20 protein-coding genes are annotated in these 23,923 nt (G+C 69.2%); 6 read left to right on the top strand and 14 right to left on the bottom strand.

Annotated features, from left to right (window positions below; genetic code table 11):
• Positions 1-4: 4 nt before the first annotated feature.
• The 8 genes from ABL844_RS16890 to ABL844_RS16925 form a co-directional block, all read right to left on the bottom strand.
• On the bottom strand, positions 5-1,630 hold the full coding sequence (locus ABL844_RS16890; protein ID WP_418128264.1) for an MFS transporter: 1,626 nt from the start codon (positions 1,628-1,630) through the stop codon (positions 5-7).
• 61 nt (positions 1,631-1,691) lie between these two features.
• Entirely contained in the window at positions 1,692-2,330 is a 639-nt protein-coding gene (locus ABL844_RS16895; RefSeq protein ID WP_418128265.1) for a PqiC family protein, read from the bottom strand.
• A complete protein-coding gene (locus ABL844_RS16900) occupies positions 2,327-3,979 on the bottom strand; it encodes an intermembrane transport protein PqiB (protein WP_126020052.1) in 1,653 nt (550 codons plus the stop codon). The genes ABL844_RS16895 and ABL844_RS16900 overlap by 4 nt, the downstream gene beginning before the upstream one ends.
• Positions 3,976-4,647 carry a paraquat-inducible protein A gene (locus tag ABL844_RS16905; protein ID WP_418131914.1) on the bottom strand — a complete coding sequence of 224 codons (672 nt, stop codon included), beginning with the start codon at positions 4,645-4,647 and terminating at the stop codon, positions 3,976-3,978. The genes ABL844_RS16900 and ABL844_RS16905 overlap by 4 nt, the downstream gene beginning before the upstream one ends.
• 107 nt (positions 4,648-4,754) lie before the next feature.
• The gene (locus ABL844_RS16910; RefSeq protein ID WP_184637782.1) at positions 4,755-5,405 is read right to left on the bottom strand and encodes a paraquat-inducible protein A; all 651 of its coding nucleotides are present in this window, start codon (positions 5,403-5,405) and stop codon (positions 4,755-4,757) included.
• Between the two features lie 20 nt (positions 5,406-5,425).
• The gene (locus tag ABL844_RS16915) at positions 5,426-6,907 is read right to left on the bottom strand and encodes an MFS transporter (RefSeq protein WP_418128267.1); all 1,482 of its coding nucleotides are present in this window, start codon (positions 6,905-6,907) and stop codon (positions 5,426-5,428) included.
• Positions 6,907-8,139 carry a multidrug effflux MFS transporter gene (locus ABL844_RS16920; protein WP_418128268.1) on the bottom strand — a complete coding sequence of 411 codons (1,233 nt, stop codon included), beginning with the start codon at positions 8,137-8,139 and terminating at the stop codon, positions 6,907-6,909. Before ABL844_RS16920 ends, ABL844_RS16915 begins: the two co-directional genes overlap by 1 nt.
• A 144-nt stretch (positions 8,140-8,283) precedes the next feature.
• On the bottom strand, positions 8,284-9,159 hold the full coding sequence (locus ABL844_RS16925; RefSeq protein ID WP_418116460.1) for a CmcJ/NvfI family oxidoreductase: 876 nt from the start codon (positions 9,157-9,159) through the stop codon (positions 8,284-8,286).
• Between the two features lie 229 nt (positions 9,160-9,388).
• Here ABL844_RS16925 and ABL844_RS16930 point away from each other — a divergent pair, with 229 nt between their 5' ends.
• The 3 genes from ABL844_RS16930 to ABL844_RS16940 all read left to right on the top strand — a co-directional run bounded on the left by ABL844_RS16930 (position 9,389) and on the right by ABL844_RS16940 (position 12,953).
• Positions 9,389-11,248 (top strand): M48 family metallopeptidase, encoded by a 1,860-nt coding sequence (locus ABL844_RS16930; protein WP_418128269.1) that lies wholly within the window; start codon positions 9,389-9,391, stop codon positions 11,246-11,248.
• 78 nt (positions 11,249-11,326) lie between these two features.
• Positions 11,327-12,625, top strand: a complete 1,299-nt coding sequence (locus ABL844_RS16935) for an MFS transporter (protein ID WP_418128270.1) — start codon at positions 11,327-11,329, stop codon at positions 12,623-12,625.
• Positions 12,626-12,791: 166 nt separating this feature from the next.
• On the top strand, positions 12,792-12,953 hold the full coding sequence (locus tag ABL844_RS16940) for an HHHH-motif protein (RefSeq protein WP_165909549.1): 162 nt from the start codon (positions 12,792-12,794) through the stop codon (positions 12,951-12,953).
• A 70-nt stretch (positions 12,954-13,023) separates the two neighbouring features.
• On the opposite strand, the gene ABL844_RS16945 is transcribed toward ABL844_RS16940, so the two are convergent.
• A complete protein-coding gene (locus ABL844_RS16945; RefSeq protein ID WP_418128271.1) occupies positions 13,024-13,644 on the bottom strand; it encodes a pyridoxamine 5'-phosphate oxidase family protein in 621 nt (206 codons plus the stop codon).
• A complete protein-coding gene (locus ABL844_RS16950) occupies positions 13,641-14,807 on the bottom strand; it encodes an MFS transporter (RefSeq protein ID WP_418128272.1) in 1,167 nt (388 codons plus the stop codon). Before ABL844_RS16950 ends, ABL844_RS16945 begins: the two co-directional genes overlap by 4 nt.
• 78 nt (positions 14,808-14,885) lie before the next feature.
• On the opposite strand from ABL844_RS16950, the gene ABL844_RS16955 reads away from it, so the two are divergent.
• Complete coding sequence (locus ABL844_RS16955) at positions 14,886-15,776, top strand: LysR substrate-binding domain-containing protein (RefSeq protein WP_418131915.1); 891 nt, start codon at positions 14,886-14,888, stop codon at positions 15,774-15,776.
• Here ABL844_RS16955 and ABL844_RS16960 read toward each other — a convergent pair.
• Positions 15,773-16,630 (bottom strand): NmrA family NAD(P)-binding protein, encoded by an 858-nt coding sequence (locus tag ABL844_RS16960; RefSeq protein ID WP_418128273.1) that lies wholly within the window; start codon positions 16,628-16,630, stop codon positions 15,773-15,775. The two genes, ABL844_RS16955 and ABL844_RS16960, sit on opposite strands and share 4 nt — an antisense overlap.
• Before the next feature lie 131 nt (positions 16,631-16,761).
• Between ABL844_RS16960 and ABL844_RS16965 the strand changes: the two genes are divergently transcribed.
• Both ABL844_RS16965 and ABL844_RS16970 read left to right on the top strand, forming a co-directional pair.
• Positions 16,762-17,697: a LysR substrate-binding domain-containing protein gene (locus ABL844_RS16965; RefSeq protein ID WP_418116465.1), complete on the top strand. Its 936-nt coding sequence runs from the start codon at positions 16,762-16,764 to the stop codon at positions 17,695-17,697.
• Positions 17,698-17,754: 57 nt separating this feature from the next.
• Complete coding sequence (locus tag ABL844_RS16970; RefSeq protein ID WP_126020082.1) at positions 17,755-18,981, top strand: MFS transporter; 1,227 nt, start codon at positions 17,755-17,757, stop codon at positions 18,979-18,981.
• Here the strand turns inward: ABL844_RS16970 and ABL844_RS16975 are convergent.
• The 3 genes from ABL844_RS16975 to ABL844_RS16985 all read right to left on the bottom strand — a co-directional run bounded on the left by ABL844_RS16975 (position 18,978) and on the right by ABL844_RS16985 (position 23,896).
• Positions 18,978-19,514, bottom strand: coding sequence for a methylated-DNA--[protein]-cysteine S-methyltransferase (locus ABL844_RS16975; RefSeq protein WP_418128274.1), 537 nt, complete (start codon positions 19,512-19,514; stop codon positions 18,978-18,980). The genes ABL844_RS16970 and ABL844_RS16975 overlap by 4 nt on opposite strands.
• Positions 19,511-20,749 (bottom strand): YbfB/YjiJ family MFS transporter, encoded by a 1,239-nt coding sequence (locus tag ABL844_RS16980; protein ID WP_184637757.1) that lies wholly within the window; start codon positions 20,747-20,749, stop codon positions 19,511-19,513. Before ABL844_RS16980 ends, ABL844_RS16975 begins: the two co-directional genes overlap by 4 nt.
• 66 nt (positions 20,750-20,815) lie before the next feature.
• Positions 20,816-23,896 (bottom strand): FAD-binding and (Fe-S)-binding domain-containing protein, encoded by a 3,081-nt coding sequence (locus tag ABL844_RS16985; protein ID WP_418128275.1) that lies wholly within the window; start codon positions 23,894-23,896, stop codon positions 20,816-20,818.
• Between the last annotated feature and the right edge of the window lie 27 nt (positions 23,897-23,923).

Consider the following 23,923-nt stretch of genomic DNA (forward strand, 5'->3'; position numbering starts at 1 on the left):
CCTTTCACTTTTTGCCGTCCGTGCCTCCTGCCGCCAGTGGAGTGCTCCGGATCATCAGCCACGCGCTCAATGCGCTGAGCACGGCCAGCGCCGCGCTCGACAGCATCACCCAGCGAAAGCCCGCGACGAAGGATTCGGCCACCGCGCGTTTCACGGCTGCCGCAGTGGCCGCGTCCGCGCCCGGAGGGATCGCCGCGCCCGCCAGCTTGCTGCGCTCGCCTTCGAGAAATGCCGTCAGTTGCGCCGTCGCGCCCATCTCGCGCAGATGCCCGGCCAACGCGGTGTCGAAGGCCCAGGCCATGAGCGCGCCGAACACCGCGATCGCCAGCACCGCAGCCGCGCGCGACACCGCGTTGTTCACGCCAGAGGCCACGCCCGCCAGGTCTGCGCCGACCGCGTTCATCACCGTGGTCGTCAGCGGCGCCACCGTCACCGTCATGCCGAAGCCCAGCACCACCACGGCCGGCAGGAAGCCGCTCCAGTAGCTCGCGCCCACGCCCGGCAGCGCGAACAGCGCGAAACCCACGGCGGCAATCGCCGGCCCGATCACCAGCGGCATGCGCGGCCCGAAGCGGTCGACCAGCTGCCCGGCCCAGCCCGAGAGCGCGAACATGATGAAGATGAACGGCAGCAGCGCCGCTCCCGCCACCGTGGCCGAGTAGCCCTGCACCTGGATCAGGTTGAGCGGAAAGAAATACAGCCCGCCGCCCAGCGCCGCGTAGAGCAGCAGCGTCAGCAGGTTGGCGCCGCTGAAGTTGCCGATGCGCAGCAGCTCCAGCGGCAGCATCGGCGTGCGCGCCTTGCGCTCGGCAACGAAGAAGGCAACGCTGCCCAGCACGCCGATGGCCAGCGCCGCAAGCACCGCCGCCGAACCCCAGCCCTGCGTCGGCGCCTCGATGAAGGCGTAGACGATGCCGCCGAGCCCGGCCGTCGCCAGCAGCGCGCCCCACAGGTCGAGCCCGCCGCTGGCGGAAGCGCCGCGGCTCTCGGGCACGTGGCGCCACACGATCCACAGCACCAGCAGCGCCATCGGCACATTGATGAGGAAGGCCCAGGTCCACGAGAAATGATCGACCAGGAAGCCGCCCAGCACCGGCCCCACCGCAGCCGTGATGCCGCTGAAGCCCGACCATGTGCCGATGGCCTTGCCGCGCTCCTTCTCCGGATAGGCCGCGCTGATGAGCGCCAGGCTGCCCGGCACCAGCAGCGCGCCGCCCACGCCCTGCACCGCCCGCGCCGCGATGAGCTGCTGCACGTTGCCCGCGAGCGCGCACGCCACCGACGACAGCGCGAAGATGCCGACGCCGATCGCGAAGATGCGCCGCCGGCCGTAGTGATCGCCCAGCGCCCCGCCCACCAGCAGCAGCGCCGCCAGCAGCAAGGCATACGACTCGACCACCCATTGCGCCTGGAAGGCTGTTGCGCGCAGGTCGGACTGGATGGCCGGCAGCGCCACGTTGACCACCGTGCCGTCGATGAAGGCCATGCTCGAGCCCACGATGGCCGCAGCCAGCACCCATGGCCTGGCGGCTTCAGGACAGTCGCTCCCCTCGCCCTCTCCCGCGCGGGAGCCATGAAGGCCATGAAGAATCAGCGTCTCGTCGCAGGGCGCCTTGCCGATCTGTGCCATGGGGTCTCCTTTTCATGGGATTCCGGTCTCGCACTGCCCCTTCAAGGGGAGAGAAGAAAACTCAGGTCGCGCAGGCGGTCGCCGACGGATTCGCCCGCGCCGCGCTCACGCTGCGCGCCATCGCGGCGGCCGCCGCCGAGGTCACGCGCTGTGCCCCCTGCGCCACCGCGTCCATTCCGCTGCCCACCGCCTCGCCGAGGCTCAACTGGCAGACCACGGTGCGCGCCTCGTCCGAGCGCCGCAGCGTCCAGCTGAAATTCGCGTCCACGCGGCCGCCCTCGACCGCGTCGAACTGCCGCAGCTGCACCGCGATGCGCCACACCGGCTGCGAACTCTGCCGACCGCCCTTGGTCACGTCGAGCGCGCCGAGCCGGCCGGCGATGCCGCTGGCCAGCGCGTCGCGCAGCTCGTTCTCGAAGGACGAGGCCCAGCGGTGCTGCTCCAGCACCTCGACCTGCACGCTGCCGTTGGGCTGGCGCACGACCATCTGCGGCCGTGCGAAGCGCTCGGGCACGGCCACGGGCGCGAGCTCGATGTAGAGCGGCGCGGCGCTGCCGAGCGTCGAAGGCGCGGCATCGGCCGCGGCCACCGGGCTTGCCAGCGTGTAGTAGCTGTCGGGCTTGCTCGCGCAGCCCGCGAGCACCGCCAGCGCTGCGGCCGCCGCCGCCAGCGCCACGGATGAAAGGTGGTTCTTCTTCATTTCTTGTTGTCGTCCGGTTTGCCGCGCAGCAGCGATTCGGGATGGCGCTCGAGGTAGTCGGTCAGCACGCGCACCGAGCCTGCGGCGCGCGTGAGCTCCTGCAGCGTCTGGCGCATGTCCTGCTGCAGCGGCGAGTCGTCGGCCAGCGTGCGTTCGGCCGTGTTCACGGTCTTGCGCACGTCCTTCATGGCCGCGGCCAGCTCGGGCGTGACGTCGTTGTTGATGCGCTTCACCGTCTGCTCGGCGGCCGTGAGCGTCTTGTTGAGCGAAGCGAGCGTGGTGCGCAGGTCGCCCGCGATCTGCTCGTAGGGCACCTTGTTGAGCTTGGTCGCGATCTCCTGTACCTGCGACTGGATCTCGTCGAGGCTGTTGGGCACGGTAGGCAGTTCGATCGGGTTCTTCGCCAGGTCGATCTTCGCCGGCGGCGCCTTCGGGAAGAAGTCGAGCGCCACGTAGACCTGCCCGGTCAGCAAGTTGCCGTTGCGCAGCTGGGCGCGCAGGCCCTTCTCCGCCAGGAAGCGCAGCCGCTCCTGCTGGGTGGAGCGCGACTCGGTGCCGCTCTCGCCCGCGCGGCGGCGCAGGCGGTCGGGGTAGACCTGCACCAGCACCGGCATGCGGAACTCGCGCTCGGCGCGGTCGAACTCCACGCCGATCGACTTCACCTCGCCGATCACCACGCCGCGGAAGTCCACCGGCGCACCCGGCGTCAGGCCGCGCAGCGACTGGTTGAAGTACATCAGCAGGGTCTGCGAGGGCCCGTCGGGCTCCTTCATGGCCGTGGTCTCGTCCTGCGCCAGCGTGAACGACGCGTTCTCCTTGGCCACCGGTCCCATCGCGTCGTCGGGCGCCTGGAAGGCGATGCCTCCGAGCAGGATGGTCGCCAGCGACTGCGTGCGCAGCGTGAAGCCGCTGGCGCTGAGCTGCGCGTCGATGCCGCTGGCCTGCCAGAAGCGCGTGTTCATGCCCACGAACTTGTCGTACGGCGCATTGATGAAGACGCGCAGCGTCACGCCGCGCCCGTCGCCGTCGAGCTCGTAGGCCGCCACCTGCCCGACCTTGATGCGGCGGAAGTACACGGGCGAGCCCACGTCGAGCGAGCCCACGTCGTTGGCACGCAGCAGGAACTGCTTGCCCGAGTCGTCGCGCGTGACGGTGGGCGGCGTCTCCAGCCCGGTGAACTCACCCGCCGTTTCCTGCGACACGCCCGCGTCGGCGCCGATGTAGGCGCCCGACAGCAGCGTGTTGAGCCCCGAGATGCCCGAGGTGTCCAGCCGCGGGCGCACCACCCAGAAACGCGAGTCGGAGGCGGTGAAGCTCTGCGCGTCCTTGTTGAACTGCACCAGCACGCGCACATGAGAGCGGTCGCGCGCCAGGCGCAGGCTGGTGACCAGGCCGATCTGCACGTCCTTGTACTTCACGGCGGTCTTGCCGGCCTCCAGGCCCTCGGCGGTCTTGAAGGTCAGCACCACCTCCGGACCGCGCTCCATGATGATGCGCGCCACCAGCGTGATGCCCACCAGCGCGGCCACGATGGGAATCAGCCAGATCAGCGACGGCAGCCATTCGCGGCGGCGCACCACGCGTGGCTTCGGCAGCGGGGGCTGGCCGGATGGCTCCGGTTTGTCCTGGGGTCGGTCTTCTTCACTCATGCTGGTTTCTCGTCCCTGTTTTCATGTCCCTGTACACGTTGCTCAGGTTGTGCGCCTTCTTCGTTGTCCCGCAGGATGGCCTGGTCCTTCCTGCTGTCCCAGGTGAGCTTCGGGTCGAAGCTCAGCGAGGCCAGCATGGTCAGCACCACCACCGAGCCGAAGGCCGCGATGCCCACGCCCGCGGTGATGACCGCGAAGCCCTGGATCTGCACCAGCCCCGTCAGCAGCGATACCACGAACACGTCGAGCATCGACCACCGGCCGATGATCTCGATGATGTGATAGAGCTTCGCCCGCTCGCGCCGCCGCCAGGTGCTGCCGCGCTGAGCCAGCACCACGAGCAGCAGCAGCACCGCGAGCTTGAACAGCGGCACCAGGAAGCTCGCGATGAAGACGATGGCGGCCAGCCCGTAGGCGCCGGACACCCAGAAATAGATCACCCCGCTCAGGATGGTGTCGTTCTGCGTGCCGAACAGCGTGCGCGTGATCATCACCGGCAGCAGGTTGGCCGGGATGTACATCATGCAGGCCGCGATCAGGAAGGCCCAGGTGAGCTTCAGGCTCTGCGGCTTGCGCGTATGCAGGTGCGTGCCGCAGCGGCCGCAGGGTTCGCCCTCCTCGGCGTCTTTCCAGACGGCGCCGCAATGGCGGCAGGCCATGTAGCCCATCGAGGCGGCGGTGGGAACCTTCGCATCCGCCTCGTGTTCGTGGTGGTAATGCTCGCCGTAAGCCGCAAGGCTGCCGAGGCGCTGCCGGAGGTGGCCCTGCAGCTTCTTCATGCCGATGCTCCACCCTTCTCTTCTTCACCAGGTTCCTCGCCCTTCGGCCTGAACGCCATTCCCCAGAACGCACCCGGGTCGAAGGACAGCACCGCCGTCAGCATCACCGTGAGCGCCATGAAGGCCCACAGCGCCGGCCCCGGCACCACGGTCGCCATGCTCGAAAGCTTGACGATGGCCACGAGAACGCCGAGCAGGAACACTTCGATCATTCCCCAGGGCCGCAGCGACTGCATCGCCCGCACCAGCAGTGCGAAGCCCACGGGCCGGTGCTCGCGGCTCAGCGGAACCAGCAGGTACGCAAGGATGCAAAGCTGCAGGAAGGGAAAGAGGATGGTCGTGGCCAGCACCAGCAGCGCCACCACCGACATGCCTTCGGCGCTCAGTGCCACCACCGCGCCGGCCAGCGTGGTCTGGCTGCGCAAGCCCTGCAGCTCGATCTCGACGATGGGAAACAGGTTCGCGATGGCGAACATGATGAGGCAGGCCACCGTCAGAGGAAGGATCCGGCGCTCCTGCTCGCCCGGATGCCGGTCGAGCTCGGTGCCGCAGCGCGGGCAGCGCGCCACGTCGCGCGGGCGCAGGGGCGTGCGGCCGTAGACCGCATCGCAACCCGGGCAAACCACGGTTTCAGGTACTTCCGTCATGGGTGAGTACCCTAACTCATTCAGCCGCCGTGGCTTGTCGTCTTGAGCCGCAGGCTGCTGAAAACCGCCGCCACCGCGGCAAAACTGGCGGCCAGCACCAGCGCGACCACCGGCCCGTGGCCCCCGTGCGGGCTCCAGATGCTGAAGACGCCCGCCAGCACCACGGCACCCAGCGTCTGCCCGGTGAGCCGTGCCGTGCCCAGCATGCCGCTGGCCGCACCACTGCGGTGCGCCGGCGGCGAGGTCACGATGGTGTGGTTGTTCGGCGACTGGAACAGCCCGAAGCCAAGCCCGCACAGCGCCATGCGCCAGGCGATGTCGGCATTGCCCGGATGCGCCGGCAGCGCCGCCAACAGGGCCAGGCCCGTGGCCAGCAGGCCCAGTCCGATGCCGCCCAGCAGCCCGTCGGGGTACCGGCCGATCAGCCGCCCTGCGATGGGCGCCATCACCACGATGGCCAGCGGCCACGCCGTGATGAGCAAGCCCGCCTCGATGTGGCTGCGCCCGTACACCTCCAGCAGCAGGAAAGGCAGCGCGATGTAGGCCAGCATCTGCGCGCAGAAGGCGGCCACCGAGGTGCTCATCGACAGCGCGAACACCGGAATGCGCAGCAGGTCGATCGGGAAAAGCGGCACCGCTTCCCTGCGCTGGCGGCGCAGGTAGATGAAGCCCACCACAAGGCCCGCCAGCAGGATGCCCCAGGCCGAGGCCTGCGAGCCGCCGCCCTGAACCGCGCCTTCGCGCACGCCGAGCCGGTCGACGCCCAGGAACACCAGCGAGAACATCAGCACGTTCAACGCCACGTCGACTGGCGAGAAGCGCAGCCCCGCGGCGGGCGGCACGCGGTTGAAAGGCAGCGCCTTCATGCCCAGCGCGAAGGTGACGAGGCCCAGCGGCACGTTGATGGCGAAGAGCCAGGGCCAGGAAGCCACCGACAGGATGGCCGCCGCCACCGAAGGCCCCGCCACAGAAGAAGTAGCCACCACCAGCGAATTGATCGCCATGCCCTTGCCCAGCTGCGACGAAGGGTACGTGAGCCGTACCAGCGCCGCGTTCACGCTCATGATGCCGGCCGCGCCCAGGCCCTGGAACGCGCGCGCCGCGATCAGCGTGCCCAGCGAGTTGGCAAAAGTGGCAGCCAGCGAAGACAGCGTGAACACCGCCATGCCGACCAGGTACACGCGCCGGTAGCCCACGAGATCGCCCAGCGAGGCCAGCGGCAGCAGCATCACCAGCGTGGCGATCTGGTAGGCGTTGACCACCCAGATCGATTGCGAAGGGCTGGCGTTGAGCTCGCGCGCGATGCCCGGCAGCGCCAGGTTGACGATGGTGCCGTCGAGCACCGCCACGATCAGCCCGAGGATGATGACCAGCATCGCCCAGCCGCGCTCCGGCTGGGACAGCCCGTCGACGGGCCGGGGCCCCGCGTTGCCGCCGCGGTTGTCGCCATTGTCGTTGTCTTCGGCGGCCGGGAGCGCGGCGCCTGCGCGTACCGTGTTCATCAGGCTCGCTGCGCCCTTTCTGTCTTTGCTGCCTTGCCCGTGGGCTCCGAGCGCAGGCCGCCCAGCGTGAGCCAGGTCAGCACCAGCGCGATGAGCGCGCCGCCGGCCATGCCGGCCACCATCGGCAGCGGCCGGCCGTCGGTGAAGAGGCCCACCACCGCCATCGCCAGCGCGCCCGTGAGCATCTGCAGCGTGCCCAGCAGCGCCGAGGCCGTGCCCGCGATGGCGCCGTGCATCTCCAGCGCGAGCACGCCGGTGGTCGGGATCACCAGGCCCATGAAGCCCGAGGCGATGAAGTACAGGACGATCAGCACCCAGATGCTGTCGCCGCCCATCGCGAAGTAGGCGAACATCGCGATCATCGCGGCGCCGCAGCACACCACGCCGAACTTGACGAGATTGACCAGCCCGTAGCGCTCGCCCAGCGTGCCGGTGAACTGCGAGGCGCCGATGAAGGCCGCAGCGTTCACGCCGAAGGCCACGCTGTAGAGCGCGGGCGAGAGGCCGTAGTGGTCGATCATCACGAACGAGGAGTTCGCGAGGTAGGTGAAGAAGCCCGCCATCGCGAAGCTGCCGATGAACACCAGCCCGAGGTAGTGCGTGTCGCGCAGCAGCAGCCAGTAGGCCGAGAGCGCGCTGCCGAGGCTGCTTTCGACTCGCTCCGATGCCGGACGGGTCTCGTCGAGCATCTTCACCATCATGGCCAGGCCCGCCACGGCGGCGACGGTCACGGCCCAGAACACGCCGCGCCAGCCGGAGAAAGCGATGACCGCGCTGCCTGCCAGCGGCGCGAGGATCGGCGACACGCTGAACACCAGCATCAGCAGCGACATCAGCCGCGCCGCATCGGTGCCCGTGTGCAGGTCGCGCACCACCGCGCGCGGAATCGCCATGCCGGCCGCAGCGCCCAGGCCCTGGATGAAGCGCAGCACGATCAGCGTCTGGATGTCGGTCGCCAGCGCGCAGCCGATGCTGGCGAGTGCGAACAGCAACAGCCCTGCGTACAGCGGCGGCTTGCGGCCCACCATGTCGGAGATCGGCCCGTAGAGCAGTTGCCCCGCGCCGAGTGAAAGGAAGAAGGCCGTGAGGCTCATCTGCACCGCGCCGATGTCGGCGTGCAGGCTCTGTCCGATGGCGGGCAGCGCCGGCAGGTACATGTCGATGGCGAATGGCCCGATGGCCGAGAGCAGGCCCAGCAGCAGGGCCATCTTGAAGAAGGGGGAAGAACGCATTGCAGCGATTGTCGCGAAGCACGGCAATCGCTGCAGGCGTGGGGTCTGTGCCGGCGTGCGCCCTGCCCTTGCTAATTCCTGGCAAAGAATCGCGCGGGCACAGCGCTGTAGAACACAGCGTGCATGAGCCGTTTCGTCTTACTGCTACTTGCCTTGCGGCGGCTTGCCCGCGGGCCAGAACACCAGCGCGCGCAGTTCGATGCTGCGCCGCGGCGGCGCCTCCTGCGAACCCGTCGGGTCCTCGAAGGCGGTGTGCGCGGTGTAACGCGCCACGCCCTGCTCGAGCGAGTCGTAGATCTTCAGCAGCAGCGCCTCGTCGGGTCGAAGCCTCGGGAACCAGTACCAGCGGTGCTCCGGATTCCAGGTAAAGGACCAGGTCTCGCCCACCTTGTCGGGATAGACGAGGTCGCTGGGCACGAGGTCGTTCGGCGAGATGGAACGGGCGTCGCACAGTGCCAGCGGCAGGCGCTCCACCGTGGCCAGCGGGCGCCACAGGTTGACGATCGCGAAGCGGTTCTTCAGCCGCTCCTCGGCCTCTTCCGGCGGCAGGTGGTCGCGCACGCGGCGCGGCGCGGAGACGAAGGTCTGGTCGTTGTGCACGCGGCGCACCGGCTCGCGCAGCTCGGCCGTGCGGCGCGAGCCCTGTGCGCTGTCGCGCAGCGTGTGGTCGAACACGACGATCTTCTCGGCGCCGGTCACGTCGCGCAGCAGCGCCTCGGCCTCGCGGTAGTAGATGTCGCGGATCGCGGCATCCTGCGAGAAATCGGCGAGCACGCTGCGGTGCGAGATCTGCGTGAAGCCACTGCGGTCGAGCGTCAGCTCGTTCAGCGCCACCAGCGGGCGGCCGTCGCGGATGGTCACGCGGCGCGCTTCCAGTTCGCCGGTCACCCAGGGCGTGCCGGACGGAGGCTCGAATGTGTAGCTCACGGGCCGGCCCTGGCCCGCCTTCAGGTAGTTGAGCTCGGCCTCCACCGAAGGCAGGTTGGCGGCCAGCATCTGTCCATTGGACCCAACGCTCATGCGACGTGACTCCTCGAAACGGTTCCTCTGCAAGCGAATGCAGAGGCTATACCCGCGCCATCGCGCGCGGAACGAAACAAAGGAGATAACCATATTCGGCGGCAGGTGGTGCCCTGTCGCGCTTGACGCAGCACCCGGCTTCACTGCATGCGCCGTGCCCGCTACGCTATCGGCTTCCCGGAGAGTCCATAACAACTCGCAGCATTCGTCATCCAGGAGAAGATCGCCCATGGCCCTCGCCCGCACGGTTCACGCCGACCTCTTGCGCGTGTTCGTCCTCACGCTCGTGTCGCTTTTCGCCATTCCGGCGGCGACGCTCGCTTTCACCGAATACGCGCTGCGCTCGCAGGACGCGGAGTTCCTGCAGGCGATGGAAAACCGCATCGCCAAGGATGCAAGGCTGTCCGCCGCCGACAAGGCCGAAGCCACCGCGTTCTACCGCAGCCATCCGCTCTCAAAAGCCTGCGACGCCACTGCGCCCGAGGACAGGAACTTCCACGACAAGGTGTGCAGCCCCTATTCGATGCAGTGGCAGTTCCACTGGGCCGACCGCGCCGCCATCTGGACCATCGCGTTGGGCGCCGCGCTGCTCGCCGCGGCACTGGTGCTGGGCGCGCTGGCCTTCGCCAACCGGGGCCTGCGCTACGCCAGCTTCGTCGCGGGCTGGCGGCTCATGACGGTGTCGTGCGCGGTCGAGGTGGTGCTGCAGAGCGCGATGCTGGTATGGCTGTCGTTCTGGCTCACCGCGTACTTCTGGCACAGCTACTACGTCAAGCTCATCGCGCTGGCGGGCATCGCAGCGGGCGCGGCGGTGTTCTATGCGATCTACACGCTGTTCAAGAAGCTGCCTTCGGGCAACGAGATCGAGGGCGAGCTGGTCTCGCAGGCCGACGCGCCGCGCCTGTGGGAGCGCATCCGCCAGCTCGCCGGCCGCGTGAAGACGGCGCCGCCCGACCAGATCGTGGCCGGCATCGACACCAACTTCTTCGTGACCGAGGCCCCCTGCGAAGTCAAGGGCCGCACGCTGCATGGGCGCACGCTCTTCGTCAGCCTGCCTCTCTTGCGCGTGCTCGACCAGACCGAGGCCGACGCGGTGCTCGCGCACGAGCTCGCCCACCTGGGCGGCGGCGACACCCGCAGCAGCGCGGCGCTGGGCCCCAAGCTGCTGCAGTTCGACCAGTACACCTGGAAGATGCGAAGCGGCGGCCTCACCATCGTGGCGCACTACCTGCTGCGGCTGTACCGCATGATCTTCGCCTTCGCGCTGGCCCGCGACAGCCGCGAGCGCGAGTACAGGGCCGACCGCGTGGCCGCCGGCCTCACGGCGCCGCACGCGATCGTGCAGTCGCTCATCAAGATCTCGGCCTACGCGAGCTACCGCAACGACGTGGAGCAGAAGCTCTTCGAGCAGGACCGCGAGCACGACGGCGCGCTCGGCATCGCCCGCTTCGTCGCCGACGGCCTGCCGCCCTACGCCAACTCCGAAGCATTCATCGAGGCGATGAAGACGGCCGGCGTGCCGCACCCCTACGACAGCCACCCGCCGCTGCTGGAGCGCATGCGCAACGTCGGCCACCACGTGCCCGAGAGCGCCTACGGCGGCATCGTCGCGACCGCGCCGCAGACCTCGTGGGCCGACGAGATCGAGACCGCCGGCGCCATCGAGCAGCGCCTGTGGAGCGAGTACGAGCAGCGCTTCGTGCAGAACCACGAGCTGAGCCTGGCCTACCGCTACGAGCCGGCGACGGAGGAAGAACGCGCCGTGGTGCTGCGCCACTTCCCGCCTGTGGGCTTCGAACTGAAGAACGGCGAGCGCGTCGACATCAGCTACGAGGGCATGCACCCCAGCGCGGACGGCGGTTCCACCATTTCGTGGGACGAGGTCAAGAGCCTGACCTACAAGGACGGCAGCTTCGGCGACACCCTCATCGTCACCCACCACGACAAGGGCATGCTGGGCGCCCGCACCACCAAGGTGAAGCTATCGGGCCTCGGCAACCAGAAAGAGAACTTCAAGGGCGTCGTCGGCCACTACTGGCGGCGCCACCAGATCATGAGGGCCCAGCAACAGCAGCAACAACAAGCGTGACGCCGGCGGCCGCGGCCGCTCCCCCCTTTCCTCCGACCAGCCTCCACAAAACCATCCAACACAGGAGACAAACCAACCATGAATCCCGTCGAACAGAGAACCATCTCGAAGATCAGCTGGCGACTGCTGCCGCTTCTGATGGTGAGCTACTTCATCGCCTACCTCGACCGCGTGAACCTCGGCTTCGCCGGCGCGGCCATGTCCAAGGACCTGGGCTTCACCGCCGCCGTGTTCGGCAGCGCGGCCGGCATCTTCTTCCTGGCCTACTTCCTCTTCGAGGTGCCGAGCAACATGGCGCTGGAGCGCTTCGGCGCGCGCCGCTGGATCGCCCGCATCATGTTCAGCTGGGGCATCCTCTCGGCCGCGCAGGCCTGGGTGGGCGGCTCGACCAGCTTCAATGTCGTGCGTTTCCTGCTGGGCATCGCCGAGGCCGGCTTCTTCCCTGGCGTGATCTTCTACATCACGCTGTGGTTTCCGGCGGCGTACCGGGCGCGCATCGTGGGCTGGTTCATGTTCGCCATACCCATCTCCACCGTGATCGGCTCACCCATCTCGGGCTACATCCTCAACATGGACGGCATCGGCGGCATGCACGGCTGGCAGTGGCTGTTCATCCTGGAGGCGGTGCCCTCGCTGGTGCTGACCTTCTTCGTGCTGATGTACCTGCCCGACGGCCCGAAGGACGCCAGGTGGCTCACCGACGAGGAGCGCAACTGGCTGCAGCGCACGCTGGACGCCGAGCGCGCCAACCGCGAGTCGATCAACAAGATCTCGTGGAAGCAGTCGCTGCTGAACCCGCGCGTGATCGGCCTGGGCTTCGTTTACATGGGCATCACGGTGCCGCTGTACGGCCTGAGCTTCTTCCTGCCGCAGATCATCAAGGGCTTCGGCGGGCTGGGCAACGTGGAGATCGGCTTCATCAATGCCTTCCCGTACCTGGTGGGCGCCATTGCCATGCTGTTCTGGACGCGGGCATCGGATGCGCGCAAGGAGCGCAAGTGGTTCCTGCTGATTCCGCTGGCCTGCATCTTCCTGGGCCTGGTGCTGGCCGCCCAGACCTCCGCGCCGGTGCCGAAGATGGCCGCCGTGACGCTGGCCGCCTTCGGCATCTTCAGCGCCCTGCCCACCTTCTGGACGCTGCCCACCGCCATCCTCAGCGGTACCGCCGCCGCGGCGGGCATCGCGTGGATCAACTCCATCGGCAACCTGGGCGGCTACATCGGCCCGACCATCTTCGGCACGCTGAAGGACAGGACGGGCAACGACTTCTACGCGGTGCTCTTCCTGGCGATGCTGTCGGCGGTGGCCGTCGGGCTGGTGCTGATCATCGGGCACGACGCGCGCACCGAACAGGCGGCATCGCCTGGAAGGGCCTGATCGAACAACGCTGCCCGGGCGCTATTCCATGTGCCGCGGTTGGTGAGGTTTTTCACGCGCCGCGCAGCACAAACGTCATCTGAATGTTGCCCACAGCCGTTTTGCAAGGGCGCCCATTCAGCTACGCATTTCCCGTCCATCGATGTCATTGCCTAGAAAGAACGCCATGAAGACCAAGCATTTCATCCTCTCCAGCATCCTCGCTTTCGCAGGCCTCGCCCTGCTGGCACCGGCCGCCTCCGCCGCGCCGTACCACCATCCCAAGAAGCACAAGGTGTGCAAGTGGGACGCGCGCCATCACCACCGCGTCTGCCACTGGGTGCGCTGATCCGCCCCATCGGTCCACGGACCGCAGGAAAGAGCCCGCTTCCGCGGGCTTTTTTCGTCATGGCGCCGGCTCAGTAGAGCGTCGCTCGCTGCCGCGCCGGCAGCTCCCGGTCGTAGGCTTCCCCGTCGAAGGCGGATTCGGTCAGCGCCGACAGGATCGCGCCCGGCGTCGGCACCTCTCGCTTTGCATCCGGCGGCAGCGGCGCCCACAGCTTCGAACGCTGGATCGCCCGCGCGCACTGGAAGAACACCGTCTCCACCGTCACGCGGATCACGCATTGCGGCAGCTTGCCTTCCATGGCGAAGCGCTCCAGCAGCGCCGGCTCGACCGAGATCTGCGCCCTGCCGTTCACCCGCAGCGTCTCGCCCACGCCCGGGATCAGGAAAAGCAGCGCCACGCGCGGGTCGGCCACGATGTTGCGCAGGCTGTCGATGCGGTTGTTGCCACGCCGCTCGGGCATCAGCAGCGTCTTCTCGTCCTGTACCACGACGAACCCCGGCGGGTCGCCGCGCGGAGAGGCATCGAGCCCGCCCGGACCGATGGTGGCGAGCACCGCGAAGGGCGAAGCGGCGATCAGCGCCTGATAGTTCGGGTGCAGGTACGGCACCTCCTTCTTGAGTGAGGCGTCGCCGGGCACCCCGAAAAGTGCTTCGAGCTGGGAGACGGTTTCGATGGTGTGAGAGGTCGTCATGCACTTCCTTGCTGGATGTTGGTCGATTGTGTCGACGCGCCCCAGCCGCAGGCCAGCGCCGCGAGCGCAAGCAGCAAGGCGGCCACGCCGTAGATCCAGGGCGGCGAGGCGACCGGCAGCAGCAGCCCCGCGATCAGCGGCCCGGCACCGGCGCCGATGTCGCGCCACACCGAGCGCGCCGCCAGCGCCTGCACGCGCTCCGGCCCCGGCGTGCGGCGCGCCACGATGGGCGGCAGCAGCGGCAGTTGCAAGGCGCGCAGCACCACGATCAGCGCCGCGCAGCTCCATAGCCAGCCGAGGCCGAAGCCCATGAGCGCGATGGCGGTGACCAGCGACAGGCTCACCAGCAGGCGCTCGGCGCCGAAATGCTCGGCCATGCGCCCGCCGACCGGGCTCAGCAGGATCTCCGCGAGATAGCGCAGCGCCATCAGCACGCCGGCCACGATCACGGCGCCGCCCGGCAGCAGGTCCTTGCCCAGGTAGGAGAGACCGACGATGAAGAGCCCGTCGAGCGCCAGCCCTTCCATGAACGACCAGCCGTCGAGGCTGTTGGGCAGCTTGAAGCGCTTCACCGGCCTGGCCACTGGATGCGGCGCCGCCGGCAGCCGCCGCGTGACGAAGCACGCCAGCAGCGAGAAAACCGCAAGGACGCCGAAGATCGCGCGCGGCCCTGTCCACTGCGCCAGCAGCGCCCCCAGAGGCAGCGCGAGCACCGGCCCCATCGCGATGAAGGCGCGAGAACGCCCGTTGCGCCGCGCGGCGCCCACCGGATCGGCCGTGGCCAGCGCCTGCGTCGACAGGTTCAGCGCCGCGAAGCACAGGCCCCACATCAGCCGCAGCGGCAGCAGCGCCCAGAAGCCCGAGAGCGTGGCGTAGCCCAGGCCGCACGCAGCAGCAGCCACCACCGCGATGGTGCAGGTCAGCCGGTCGCCGTTGCGGGCATAGAAGCGGGCGACGAAGCCGTAACCGGCGATGCGCACCAGTCGGTTGGCCGCGAGCAGCATGCCGGCCTCGGCCAGCGTCACGCCGAACTCTCTGGCGTACATCGGCAGCAGCAGGTAGAGCACCACGTCGGCCGGCAGCGAGAGGCCGAGGGCCATCGCCGCATGGCGGGAGTTCAGGTCGGTGGGGGAAGTCTGGGGAGCGGGTGCGGAGCGTGACATCGAGCCTCGATGGTGCGACTGCACCCGCCTTGCCGACAAACGACATTAACGACCGTCATGCGTGAGAAAATCGCACGCATGCCGCTTCGAGAGCCTTCCCTGAACGCCGTGCGCGCCTTCGCCGCCGCGGCACGCCACCTCAGCTTCACGCGCGCGGCGCTCGAACTGCATGTCACGCACAGCGCCGTGAGCCGGCAGATCAAGAGCCTCGAGGAGTTCCTGGGCATCGCGCTCTTCGAGCGGCGCATCCGGCAGGTGGCTCTCACGGCCGAGGGCCAGCAGTTCTTCGCCGAGGTGCAGCCGGCGCTCGCGCAGATCAACGCCGCCGCGCGGGCGCTGCAGTCGCAGGGACCGGCGCGCGCCGTGCGCATCAACGTGCGGCCCTCCTTCGCGGTGCGCTGGCTCATTCCGCGCCTGCCCTCCTTCGTCGAGCGCTTTCCGGAGATCGAGCCGCAGGTCGTCACCAGCACCGTCATGCCCGAGGAGGCCATCGGCAGCTTCGACATCGCGGTGCGCCGGGGCCTGGAAGGCTGGCCCTCGTCGATGGAGGTGCAGCCCTTTCTCGAAGATGAAGTGCTGGTGGTCGGGGCCCCTGCGCTCTTCAAGACCCACCCGCTGCCGGACCTGCGCGCCCTCGCCTCGCACGTGCTGCTTTCGGCCCGCACGCGCAAGGACGACTGGGACGCCTGGAAGAAGCAGGTCGGCGCCCCCCGCGCCCGCCCGGCGGGCCGGCTGCAGTTCGACCACCTGCACTTCGTGCTGCAGGCGGCGGTCGACGGACTGGGCATCGCGCTGGCGCCGACATCGCTGGTGTCGCACGACCTCGCTTCGGGCCGCCTGCAGTCGCCGCTGCCCACGCTGCGCATGACGCTGGAGCGCTACTACTACGGCCTCGCGCCCGATGCTGCGCCGGAAGCGGGCTATGTGGCCGAGTGGTTCGAAGAGATGCAGGCGCGGCAGGCTGCCTAGCCGGCAAGGGAGCGGATCACCTCCGCCACGCCCACCCTGCCCTTGCGCACGCTCGCATCGTTGCTCTCGAAGCGGATCCATCCCTCATTGAAGCCATCGAGCATCTGGATGCGCGGCACCGGGTCGCGCATGCCCTGAGCGCGGAAGATCTCGCCCCAGTTCTCGCGCGGCACCGCTTCGGCGTGCACCGGACGGCCCAGCACCTGCGTGAGCGCGGCGGCAATGTCGTGCTGCGTCAGCCGCTGGGGCCCTTCGAGCTCGACCACACGCGGCAGTTCGCCCTCGTGCAGCAGCAGTTCGGCGGCGACGCGGCCCACGTCGGCCGTCGCCACCATCGGCACAGCACGGTCGAGCGGCTGCAGGTAACTGGAAAGCAGGCCCTGCTCGCGCGCCTGTGCGATGTCCCAGCGCAGGTTCTCCAGGAACCACGCGGGCCGCAGGAAGGTGACGGCGAAGGGCAGCGTGCGCAGCGCCTCTTCCAGCATTGTGCGCTGGCTCAGCAGATTGGGCTGCGCGGCCTGCGCACCGACGGTCGACAGGCACACCACGCGCGGCGGCCGCGCGATTTCCAGCGCCTCGCGTATCGCCGCGTTCTCGGCCCTGACCTCGGGAAAGCCCGGCTCGGGGTCGAAGTTCGGCGGCGGCAGCACGAAGACGCCGGCCGTGCCGGCGAAGGCGCGCGCCAGTGCGGCGGCATCGTTCATCTCGGCGACGGCCACTTCGCAGCCGAGCCCGGCCCAGACAAGGCCCTTGCCTTCGTCGCGGACGACCGCGCGAACGCGCTGGCCCTCTGCCAGCAAGGCACGCGCGACGGCGCCGCCGACCTGTCCGGTGATTCCGGTGATTGCGTACATGGGATTTCCTTTTCTTCACTTGATCGATTGATTGGCTGACGCATGCGACGGGACGATCGTAGGAAGAACCGATCTTTGAGTGAAGCGACCTCAGTGCATATCATTCATGACACCTGATCACGAATAAGAAGATGACTCTCGACGGACGCCTCCTCTCCAACGTCAGCGTGCTGGCCGCCGTGGTCGAAGGCGGCAGCTTCGCCAGCGCCGCCAACGCGCTCGGCCTGACTCCTTCGGGCGTGAGCCGCGCCATCGCCCGGCTCGAAGGCCGCATCGGCATACGGCTGTTCGACCGCACCACCCGCTCACTGAGCCTCACGGACGAAGGCCGGCAGCTCTACGCCAACATCAATCCGCTGGTGCTCGGCATCGAGGACGCGGTGACGATCGCTTCGGGTGCGTCCGGCGCGGTGCGCGGGCGCCTTCGCGTGAATACCGACGCATTCACGTCCCGCCTGCTGCTGGCGCGGCACCTGCCGCGCTTTCTCGCGCGCCATCCCGACCTCACGCTGGAGCTGATCGCACGCGACCAGCTCGGCGATCTCGTCGCCGAAGGCTTCGACATCGCGGTGCGCTTCGGCGAGCCGCCGTCGTCGTCGCTGGTGGCCCGCAAGCTGATGGATTCGCGCGTGGTCACCGCCGCAACGCCGGCCTACCTCGCGCAGCACGGGCGTCCCGCGAAGCCGGCGGACCTTGCCGGCCATGCCTGCCTGCAGGTGCGCAACCCGGTCACCGGTCAACCCTACGCCTGGGAGTTCCAGCGCGGGCGCAAGCTCCTGAAGGTGCCGACCACCGGAAGGCTGCTGCTCACCGATCCAGGCACGGTGCTCGAAACCGTTCTCGCCGGCATCTGCGTCGCGCAGATCAAGGCGGTGGGCATCCAGCCGCAGCTCGACCGGGGCGAGCTGGTCGATCTGTTTCCAGACTGGCCCGACGAGCGGCTCCCGCTCTACGCGCTTTATCCGTCGCGCCACTTGCCGGCCGCGAAGGTCCGGGCCTTCATCGATTTCGTGATGGAGGTTGTCTCGCCAGCTTCCGAGCCAGCTGCGAAGAAGCCGCGGCGTTGACGCTCGCGCGTCCGGAAACGGCCAGCCGCGAAGGCCCGCCGCCAGCACGATGAGGGCATGACTCGAACAACGCCCCTCCCCCACGCATTTCAAAACCTCGCCTGGTCCAACCTAGCCGCGCAGTCCGCCGAACAGTTGAGCCTCGCGGCGGTGCCGCTGGTGGCGGTGCTCGCGCTAGGCGCGGGGCCTGGCGAGATCGGCTTCCTCGCGGCCGTGCAGACTCTGCCCTTCCTGCTGGTCTCGATGCCCATGGGCCTGCTCGCGGACCGCATGTCGCGGCGGCGGCTGATGGTCTGGGCCGAGGGGCTGCGGGCGGTGTCGCTTCTCGTGTTGCTGGCGATGGTGTTCGCGTCGAAGCTGAGCATCGGCTGGCTGGCGGTGCTGGGATTTCTGGGCGCTGTCGGCACCGTGGGTTTCAGCGTCGCGGCACCCGCGCTGGTGCCGGCGCTCGTACCGAGGGACGCACTGGCAACGGCCAACGGGCGGCTCGAACTGGCGCGCAGCGCAGCCTTCACCGCCGGACCTGCGCTCGCGGGTGCCCTCGTGGCCTGGGCCGGCGCGTCGGCCGCGTTCGTGCTGGCAGCAGTGCTTTCGGCGGCTGCCGTGGCCCTGCTGCTGCGCCTCGCCGAGGCACCGCGTGCCCCTTGCGCCAGCCGGCATCCGCTGCTCGAAGTACGCGACGGCGCGCGCTTCGTCTGGCAACACGAGATGCTGCGCCCGATGCTGCTGACCGGCGCGGTCTTCAACATCTCGTGGTTCGTGCTGCAGGCGGGCTACGTGCCCTACGCCGTGCGCGTGCTCGGCCTCGGCGCGCAGGCGGTGGGCTTCACGCTGGCGATGTACGGCGCGGGCATGGTCGTCGGAGCGCTGCTGACTCCTCGCGTGGTGGCGCGCCTGCCCTTCGGCCGCGCGATACAGGTTGGCCCCTCGGTCGCGGTGTTGGCTGCAGCAGCAATGGCGGCCACGCTCGTCGTGCCGACCGCGACGCTGGCGGCGCTCTCGTTCTTCCTGTTCGGCGCGGGGCCGATGGTCTGGGTCATCACATCGACCACGCTGCGCCAGAGCGTGACGGCAGCCACGATGCTGGGCCGGGTGTCGGCCGTGTTCCTCACGATCAACGCCGGCGCCCGGCCGATAGGCGCGGCGCTGGGCGGCATGGTCGGCGCCGCATGGGGCGAGCCGGCCTGCCTGCTGCTGGCGCTCGCGGGATTCGGGCTGCAGGCGGCGATCATCTTCGCGTCGCGCATCGCGACGCTGCACCGGCTGCCGGTGCCTGCTGCCTAGAAAAGCGACGCCATTCCGTTCGGCCGCGCATCCTCGATGTCGAGCATGCGCAGCTTGGTCAGCGCGCCGCCGCCGGCCGAAAAGCCGCCCGGCTTGTTGCCCGCCGCCAGCACGCGGTGGCACGGCACCACGGGCGCGAAGGGGTTGTGGCCCATGGCCTGGCCCACGGCGCGCGACAGGCCCTTGTCGCCCAGTTCCTCGGCGATCTCGCCGTAGGTGCGGGTCTGGCCCGGTGGAATGCGCCGCGCGATCGCGTAGATGCGCTGGTGGAATTCGGAGACGCCGCTCATGTCCAGCTCGATGTGGCTCAGGTCGTCGTGCACGCCGCGCAGAAGGCCCTGGATGGCCTCGACGGCACGCTGCGCCATTTCGTTCGGCGGGCCTTCCTGCAGATCAGGAAATCGCTGCCGCATGCGCGCACGCGTGGCGGGCTCTCCGTTGTCGGCAGGCAGCTGCACGCCGACCAGTCCGTGCGGGCCCCATGCCAGCGCGCACATGCCGATGGAAGTTTCGAACAAGGCAAAGCCGCTCATCGCGATGTCTCCCTTTGCAGCGAATGCTGGCGCGATGCGAGTACCGCGCCGAGCCACAGGGCCGTTGCCGAAGCCACGAGCCCGCGCGCCAGTCCGCCCGGACCGTCCGAGATCCAGCCCGTGACTGTCGGCCCGACGATCTGCCCCAGCGCGAAGATGATGGTGAAGGCGCTGATGCCCTGCGCCCAGCGCGACGGCGGCAGGTTGTGGCGCACCAGCGCGGTGGTCGAGGCCACCACCGACAGGAACACCGCGCCGAAGAGCACGCCCGAGATCAGCGCCACCGGCGCCGACGAACTCAGCACCGGCAGCAGCGTCGCCACGCCCAGAAGCCCGTTGAGCAGCGCCTGCGGCTGCCCGCCGTGATACCGGTCGAGCAGCCCGGCCCACAGCCTGGAAGAAGCCACACAGGCGATGCCCAGCAAGGCATAGAACAGCGTGACGAAGCCTGCGCTGGCGCCCTGCTCGCGCAACAGCGCGATCACGAAGGTCATGTAGCCGATATAGCCCATGCCGAACAGGGCATAGCCGGCAAGCGCCCAGCCGAAGCGATGCAGCGCGACGGGCGGTGCCGAGCCCGCCGCAGCGGCGGGCGCCGCGGGCGCAGCAGACTGCTGTTCCGGCATCGCACGCCCCGCCCAGGCCAGCAGGCAGGTGGCGGCCGCGCTCGCAACCGCCAGCGCCCACCACGCCCAGGCCCATCCGTGAGGCACGCCGGCCGCCGCGCGCAGCACCTGCGGCACGAGCAAGGCCGACAGCAGGATGCCGAAGCCGGTGCCCCCGTAGTAGATGCCCAGCAGCAGACCTCCGCGCGCGGAGCCCGCATCGCTGAGCCGGGCCGCGAGCAGCCCGCCCGCAACGAACACCCAGGCGCTGGCCACGCCCGCCAGCAGCCGTTGCAGCAGCAGGGCCGACGCATCGGTGACGAAGCCGCTGCCCGCCATGAACACGCTGGCCAGCACCGCACCGAACACCAGCAGCCGTGTCGCGCCGAAGCGCCGCATCAGCGCCGGCGTGCCCAGCGCACCGACGAGATAGCCGACCGCGTTGGCCGTGTTCATGCCCCCAGCCAGCGCGTAGCTCCAGCCCAGGTCCGCGCGCATGGGCGGCAGCAGCAGCGCGTAGGCGAAGCGCGTGATGCCGAGCGACACAGCCGCGCCCATCGACAGCGCGAAGGCAAGCCGCAGCGTGGGCTGGGCGGAGATGGGGGATGGAGAAGCGAGCGTCGTCGGCATTGGCGTGGCGGGCGGCAGGCGGGCCTATTCTGCGGCAGCCGCCGCGAGCCTGCAGGCGCCGGCCGCTCAACCCGCTTCGGCCGCCGGGTCTGTATGCAGCAGGTGCCGCTCCAGCAGCACCGCCACGTGCACCGCCTCGCGCTGCGCCCCGTCGCCGATCTGGTGGCGGCAGCTGGTGCCGTCGGCCACCACGATGGCACCCGGCTTCGCGCGGATGGCGGGCAGCAGGCTGGCCTCGGCCATCTTCATCGACACCTCGAAATGGCTGGCCTCGTAGCCGAAGCTGCCGGCCATGCCGCAGCAGGAGCTTTCGATGAGCTCGGGCTGTGCGCCGGGAATGAGCTTGAGTACCTCCATCACCGGGCTCACCGCGCCGAAGGCCTTCTGGTGGCAGTGGCCGTGCAGCAGGATGGGCGCCTCGGCGGGCTTCAGCGGCAGCTCGAAGCGGCCCTGCTTCCGCTCACGGGCGATGAATTCCTCGAACAGCAGCGCATGCTTCGCCACCAGCTCGGCCTTCTCGCCGAAGCCCATCACCAGCGCCTCGTCGCGCAGCGTGAGCAGGCACGAAGGCTCGAGTCCGACGATGGGCACGCCCGCGCGCGCCAGCGGCAGCAGCGCGTCGATCAGCGCCTCGGCCTTGCTCTTGGCCTCGTCGACCATGCCGCTGGCCAGGAAGGTCCGGCCGCAGCAGTGATGCCCGCCGCTGCCCTTCTCGACCGTGTACAGCACATAGCCCGCCGCCTGCAGCACGCGCGCGGCCGCGAACGCGTTCTCGCTCTCGAAGGTGCCGTTGAAGGTGTCGACGAACAGCACCGCCGCCTTGCCGCCGCGCCGCGCGATCGACAGCGCCACGTCTCGTTCGACGAACAGGCCCGGCTCGTTGGCACGCGCACGCCAGAAGGTGTCGCCGCGCCATTCGGGCAGCGAGCGCTTCGCAGAGAAGCCCAGCAGCTTCTCGCCCAGCCATGCGGCGCCGGGCACGCTGTTGCGCAGGTTCAGCAGCCAGGGAAAGCGGCTGGCCTTGTGGGCGTAGTCGGGCAGGTTCGCCACGAGCCTGTCTTTCAGCGTGTGACCGTGGCGCTTCTTGTAGTGGTCGAGGAACTCGACCTTCATCTTCGCCATGTCCACGCCGGTCGGGCAATCGCGCTTGCAGCCCTTGCAGCCCACGCACAGGTCCATGGTCTCGTGCATGGCCTCGCTGGTGAAGGCGTCGGGGCCGAGCTGGCCCGACAGCGCCAGCCGCAGCGTGTTGGCGCGGCCGCGCGTGAGGTGCTGTTCGTCGCGCGTCACGCGGTAGCTGGGGCACATGGTGCCGGCGTCGAACTTGCGGCAGTGGCCGTTGTTGTTGCACATCTCCACGGCCTTGGCCAGGCCGCCGGTGCTGTCGCCGCCGGTGCCGGGCGCGGTCGTCACCTCGGTCACAGGGTCGGCGTCGACGTTCCAGGCCGACCAGTCGAGCACGGGCTTGAGCTCGATGCGGCGATAGGGCTTGGGCGCGGTGGGCGGCGCGAAGCGGAACAGCGCGCCGTCGTCCATGCGCGGCGGGTCGATGATCTTGCCGGGGTTGAAAAGGTCGATGGGGTCGAGCTTGCGCTTGATCGCGCGGAAGGCCTCGTTGATGGCCGGGCCGAACTGCCATTCGATCCACTCGCCGCGACACAGCCCGTCGCCGTGCTCGCCGCTGAACGCGCCCTTGTACCTGCGCACCAGCTCGCTCGCCTCCTCGGCAATGGCGCGCATCTTCGCGGCGCCGTCGGTGCGCATGTCGAGGATCGGCCGCACGTGCAGCGTGCCGACCGAGGCATGCGCGTACCAGGTGCCGCGGCTGCCATGCTTCGCGAACACCTCGGTCAGCGCGTCGGTGTATTCGGCCAGGTGCTCCAGCGGCACGGCGCAGTCCTCGATGAAGCTCACGGGCTTTCCGTCGCCCTTGAGACTCATCATGATGTTGAGGCCGGCCTTGCGCACCTCCCAGAGGTTCTTCTGCCGCGCCTCGTCGGGCATCTCGACCACGCTGCCCGGCAGGCCGAGGTCGCCCATCAGCTCGACGAGCTGCTTCAGTTGCGGCAGCAGCGAAGCCTTGTCGGAGCCCGAGAACTCCACCAGCAGGATAGCTGCCGGCTTGCCGATCAGCGCGGTCTCGACCGTCGGCTTGAAGGCCGGGTTGGCCAGGCTCAGCTCGATCATCGTGCGGTCGACCAGCTCCACCGCCGTGGGCCCGAGTTTCACGATGTGCTGGGCCGAGTCCATCGCGGCATGGAAGGTCGGGAAGTTGACGATTCCCAGCACCTTGGCGCGCGGCAGCGGCGCGAGCTTGAGCGTCAGGCTGCGGGTGTACGCCAACGTACCTTCGGAGCCGATCAGCAGGTGCGCCAGGTTCACGCTGCCGTCGGCCGTGTAGGGCCGCTCGCTCTGGTTGTCGAAGATGTCGAGGTTGTAGCCCGCCACGCGCCGCATGACCTTGGGCCAGTTCTCGGCGATCGCCTCGCGGTGCTGCCGCGCGAGGCTGCGCACGAACTGCGCAATGCCTGCGGCGCGCACGCCCAGCGAGCCGACGGTGCCGAAGTCGACGAGCTCGCCGTTCGACAGCCATGCGCTGGCGCCCAGCACGTTGTGCACCATGTTCCCGTAGGCGATGGAGCGCGAGCCGCAGGAGTTGTTGCCCGCCATGCCGCCCAGCGTGGCCTGCGCGCTGGTCGACACGTCCACCGGATACCAGAGCCCGTGCGGCTTGAGTTGCGCGTTCAGGTGGTCGAGCACCAGGCCGGGCTCGACCGTGGCCGTGCCCGCCTCCACGTTCACGTCGAGCACGCGGCGGAAATGCTTGCTGTTGTCGATCACCAGCGCAGCGCCGGTGGTCTGCCCGCACTGGCTGGTGCCGCCGCCGCGCGCGAGCACCGGCACCTTCAGGTCGCGGGCGATGTCGATGGCGGTCGCGATGTCGCGCTCGTTCGTGGGCACGAAAGCGCCGACGGGCGTGATCTGGTAGATCGACGCGTCGGTGGCGTAGCGCCCGCGCGAGGCGTCGTCGAACAGCACCTCGCCCTGCGTCTCGGCGCGCAGGCGGCGCGCGAGCAGCTCGCAGGCTTCGTTGGGCGGAAGAACAGTTCCGGCTGGCTGCATGTGGCTGGCGGGGTCGATGCGCATGGTGATCAGGTCGCTTTGACGGACTTG

Source organism: Variovorax sp. 278MFTsu5.1 (assembly GCF_048305045.1).
Taxonomy (GTDB): domain Bacteria; phylum Pseudomonadota; class Gammaproteobacteria; order Burkholderiales; family Burkholderiaceae_C; genus Variovorax; species Variovorax guangxiensis.